Origin of the sequence: Bacteroides sp. AM44-19 (assembly GCF_003603395.1) — a bacterium.
GTDB classification, from domain to species: domain Bacteria; phylum Bacteroidota; class Bacteroidia; order Bacteroidales; family Bacteroidaceae; genus Bacteroides; species Bacteroides uniformis.
Genome location: NZ_QTNB01000046.1, coordinates 1 through 4,834, shown reverse-complemented (window position 1 = coordinate 4,834; position 4,834 = coordinate 1). Strand labels below are relative to the sequence as shown.

Sequence of the window (4,834 nt, the reverse complement as noted above, 5' to 3'; positions counted from 1 at the left end):
GTGGGGCACTTTTTAAATGTTGTTCCGGGTCCCTTTTCAAGTGTTAGCTACATGATTTCAAGTACAAGGTAGTCTTTGACAAGCCGTCAAAGGTTGAAGCAGGTGCAGAGGTTCGTTGTTTGAATGCCGATGGAAGCATAAGAGGTGAAGGAGTTGCTAAAAGCCCTTTGGAAACAAACTATTTTTCCTATAGAGTAATATGGTTGGAATAGATGCAGACTTTTCGGATGTTGACCAGTTCTTTGAGGACGGAACAAGCGAAGTCGTTGCTGGCATGAAAGAAGAGGGAGAGGCATTTGTTGAAGATGCAAAAGCTACCGGAAACTATCAAGACCACACAAAACATTTGAGAGAATCGAATGATTATGAGGTTAATGAAGATGGCTTAATTCTGAAAAACGAAGCTGATTATGCTTCATTCGTGGAATCCAAAGGATTTGAAGTTGCAGGAAGTGCAGCGATAAGGACAGAAAAAAGATTGAAAGATAGATTTGAACGATGATAGTAACCACCGACATAGGAAACATCCTCTACCGGGATTGCAAGGCTTTCGGGATAGGCATAGTGCCAGCAGGAGAAACGCTGACGGGTGAATTGACCTCTGAAAGAATCGTTATCCACACAAAGAAACAACAGCCGGGAAAGTATTGGAAGAAATCTTTCGCAGAAGTGAATCTATGTGTACCCAATTTAAGCGAGAATGAAGCGAACACAATCCGGCTTAACGAACTTGAAAGAAAGGCTGGCAAGCTGTTTGATGATGTAGTAAGCACCTATGATGGTATGACATATCGTTACTCTATTGATTCTATCGGTACAGAAGCGGACACAGCTTTGAAGTGTCATTATGTGAATGTGAGAATTTTGTTTAATGTATTAAATGTAAAATGATATGATTACAGCAGTAGAAATTGACGAACTGTATTATGCAGAACCGATTAAAACGGTTACTACTCCAGCTGCCGGATTAACAGGCGCAGAAGTAGCCACCATCTTGAAAAACGCAGCAACGAAGCGGGTCAAGAATGTGCATGGTGACACGTATCAATACGAAGAAGCAGAGGCAAGTGTAACTCGTTACAAAAACGCTTTGACTGGTGAGTACTACCGGGAAACGTCTGAACCGGGTGAGGTGAAAATCAACTTCACCATTGGTGAGTATGATTATGCTACAAAGGCTGATTTACAAGGTGGTAAAGCCACAGAAAAGAATTGGGAAAGAGGCAAGTATAAGCCTATTCATAAATGTGTGATTGGTAAAACCAAAGACGGAGTTTATGTTGTGTTTCCGAAAGCGGCTATCAATGCCCGTGGCTCTAATACCGATAAGGCTGTCGGATTGGCTGTTTCGGCCGTTCCCCTTTCCACAGGTGTAGATGGATTGGCTTCCGAAAAGTGGTTTGACGAATCGGAAGTTGTAGTGCCGGAAGGTTGATAATTTTTCAGTAAAAGGATTGTTTTCAGATGGCGGTGGGTGGTTGCTCACCGCCTTTTTAATTTAATGTTATGAATAATCAAGCAGCAAAAACGGTTTCTGATGCCCTATTAGGGCTGGATTTTAAAAATGTAGGGATAGGTGGAATCGTTTATACCATCAAACCTCCTACAATTAAAATTATCTGTCGTGCCATTCATCATTTTTCCAATATCGCCCTGCGAGGAGATAATATCATGGAGGCTATTAAAGAGCTTCCTGAAGCTACTGAAGATATGCTGAAAGGTATTTCATGCTTCATCTGCGGGAATGATAGTTTGGTCAAAGAATTGGAGAACGGCACTTTTGAAGAAGTCAAAGATGCCTTGGAAGTCTGTTTCTCTATGATGGATATTTCGGCTTTTCAGTGTGTCAGCTCGATGAGGAACGTGTCGATGCTGGCAGCAAGACCGAAACAGTAGGAAACACAACGTTCTTCGGGCAGATAGCCCATTTGATTGACACGCTTCATCTGAGTTATACAGAAGTGTTTGAGGTTATCCCTTATCGGAATTTGCTGATGATGCAACGGGATAAATTACACGCAGTATATGGTGGTCAAAAAGTGAATAGAATCAGTGGTAAGGAATTGGCTAATCGTAGGAAAAAGAAATAGATATGGCGAAATTATATTTTAAGGTAGGTAGTGACTGGGAAGAAGTTGTAAGGCTCCGTAATGAAATTGCGAAGTTAAAACAAGAGTTAATGAGCATGGATGGCACGCAGTCTCCTGCTGCTTTCAAGGCTTTAAATGTCCAACTTGCTGCATCTAATCAAAGATTGGATGAGTTGGTGACTAATGCAGCCAAAGCTGGAGCGGAGATGGAAACGGGATTCAAAAGGAAAATCTTCGATGCTTCCCAATCTGTAAATGGGTTCACAGAGAAGATTATCGCTCAAAAGAATGCCATAGGTTCTCTTCAAACAACTATTCGTAAAAATAAGGAGTTATATAAGAACATCGTTTCAAGAGGTGGGGAAGATAAAGAACTGCTTAATCACATCAGCAAACAAGAAAGAGCGCTCGGTAAAGAACGGGATGCTTTATTCAACCTCACCCAACAGCAAGCCGAAGCGCGTCTTTCCGTAAAGAAACTCCGGGATGAATATACACTTTATAAGAATGATGGGAAACAAGTAGTAGAAACTAACGAAGGTATCGCTATATCTTGGAAGAAAGCGCTGGCAGTTATTGGTGGCGCCGGAGTATTAAAGGCATTAGGTTCTGAAATGATTCGTGTGCGTGGCGAATTTCAATCTATGCAGACCGCTATTGAGACTATGGTTGGAGAAGATATAGCAGGGCGACTGATTCCGCAAATCAAGGAGCTGGCTAAGATTTCTCCACTTACTATGTCAGATATGGTTGGAGCAGAAAAGATGATGCTTGGATTTAACATACAAGCAGAAGACACTATCAAATACTTGAAAGCCATTAGTGATATTTCTATGGGAGAATCCAGTAAGTTCAATTCGCTGACTTTGGCATTTTCACAGATGTCAGCAGCGGGTAAACTTATGGGGCAGGATCTGAATCAAATGATAAACGCTGGATTCAACCCGTTACAGATTATTTCCGAAAAGACAGGAAAGTCTATTGCTACACTCAAAGATGAAATGTCCAAAGGTGTTGTTTCCGCTGAAATGGTACAGCAGGCGTTTATAGATGCCACATCGGCAGGCGGTAAGTTCTACAATATGTCTGAGAATGCTTCAAAGACTATCAATGGTCAGTTGTCTATGATGCAGGATGCTTTGAATTCCGTGTTTAACGAATTGGGAACTAAGTCGGAAAGTGTTATCATGGACGGTATTCAAATGACAACTTCGTTGATTCAGAATTATGAAACAGTAGGGAAGGTCTTGGCTGGATTAGTGGTTACTTATGGTACATACCGGACCGCAGTGATGCTTGTTACTGCTGCTGAAAGTAAGCATACCCTTGTGGAGATTGGACTTACCAATGCCCGTTTATTGGCACGAAAAGCGCAGTTAGCTTTAAACGCTGCAATGCTTACTAATCCTTATGTTTTGTTGGCTACTGCCGTTATTGGGCTTGGTGCTGCAATGTGGGCTTTCCACGATTCGACAACCGTGGCGGAGAAAGCGCAAAAAAGATTTGACGAGCAAAAGAAACAGTCTATTAAAAAAGAGCAAGAACATAAACAAAGGCTTGAAGAATTGATTTCCACCCTTCAAAATGAATATACCTCTTCTATGGATAGGGTGAAGGCAATGGATGCAATAAAGAATGAATATCCCGCTCTCTTCCAAAAATACATAGATGAAAAAGGACATATTAGAGACTTGATAGCTTTATGGAAAGAATACAATGAGGAAGCTGGAAAGAGGAACGTAGAAGAGAATAAAATTAATTACAACAACTCTAAAAAACTAATTGGTGAATACGAACAGGTTATCGGATTATGGAAAAGGTTCGGAGAAGACCCGAATTTTCATAAAAACAGTTTGAATGAATCAGAGAAAGAACTTGCTGACAAATATAGGAATGAAACTTTATCTACTTTGAAATCAAAGTTGGATGAAGAAAAAAACATTTTCACAAGTTATCAAAAAGAAGTCCGCTCAGATGAACTCGCTCAATGGCAACTTGATTTAAAGAAAAATACTGATATTCAGATAAAGTCAGAACTGAATGAAATGAAGCGCCTTCAACAAGCAAGAAAGAATAATAAGTGGTATTCTTTGAATGTAGGCATTGGTTCTTTGAAAGGTGCGACTACTGAATCTGAATTGCAAAGTAGAATAGATATACTTGAATCGGAGTTAAAGTCACGTAAAACCTCAACCTACCAGCAAGACCTTGCGAAAGCCAAATCCGATTGGGAAAAGGCAAAGAAAGGTTATGAAGTTCTTTTAAAAGACCAACAAGCAACATCGGAACAGGTAAAAAAGGCCCGTGAAGATATGCTATCAAAAGAGAAAGCCTATAAAGATTTAGGTGGCATCACTGGAAGCTCGTTGACTAAGCAGGAAAATCAAGCCAAGAAAGAAGCCGCCAAGCAACTCAAACAGCAAGAACTGCTTGCCGAACAACTCCTTTCCATTCGTCGGAAAAACCAGCAGGATGAAATCAACCTCATGGAGGATGGTACTGAAAAGAAGCTGGCTCAGATTGACTTGGACTATCGAAAAGAACTGGATGCTATTAAAAAACAGCGCAAGGATTGGGAAACGGAGCAAGGTGGAAAACTGACAGATAAACAAGAGGAGAAACTTGGCACATGGGCTTCTAATGCCGCTAAAAAAAGAGAAAGCGATATTGATTCAACAAGTAAAGCCAAACCATTAGTGTCCACTAAAAAATCATAGTCGTTCTTTGAAATTGTTGAAATTCAG

General features: G+C 40.6%; 5 protein-coding genes and 1 pseudogene. All 6 read left to right on the top strand.

What is annotated here, in order from left to right; translation table 11 throughout:
- Positions 1 to 199: 199 nt before the first annotated feature.
- Positions 200 to 502, top strand: a complete 303-nt coding sequence (locus DW947_RS21175) for a hypothetical protein (protein ID WP_005837061.1) — start codon at positions 200 to 202, stop codon at positions 500 to 502.
- Positions 499 to 891: a hypothetical protein gene (locus tag DW947_RS21170; RefSeq protein WP_118940819.1), complete on the top strand. Its 393-nt coding sequence runs from the start codon at positions 499 to 501 to the stop codon at positions 889 to 891. Before DW947_RS21175 ends, DW947_RS21170 begins: the two co-directional genes overlap by 4 nt.
- A gap of 1 nt (position 892) precedes the next feature.
- Positions 893 to 1,435, top strand: a complete 543-nt coding sequence (locus tag DW947_RS21165) for a hypothetical protein (RefSeq protein ID WP_005837065.1) — start codon at positions 893 to 895, stop codon at positions 1,433 to 1,435.
- A 71-nt stretch (positions 1,436 to 1,506) separates the two neighbouring features.
- Positions 1,507 to 1,896 (top strand): hypothetical protein, encoded by a 390-nt coding sequence (locus tag DW947_RS21160; RefSeq protein ID WP_044468604.1) that lies wholly within the window; start codon positions 1,507 to 1,509, stop codon positions 1,894 to 1,896.
- On the top strand, positions 1,842 to 2,090 hold the full coding sequence (locus DW947_RS21155) for a hypothetical protein (RefSeq protein ID WP_224200198.1): 249 nt from the start codon (positions 1,842 to 1,844) through the stop codon (positions 2,088 to 2,090). Before DW947_RS21160 ends, DW947_RS21155 begins: the two co-directional genes overlap by 55 nt.
- Positions 2,091 to 2,092: 2 nt before the next feature.
- A pseudogene (locus DW947_RS21150) lies at positions 2,093 to 4,555 on the top strand (tape measure protein); the annotation flags it as partial.
- Positions 4,556 to 4,834: the final 279 nt, after the last annotated feature.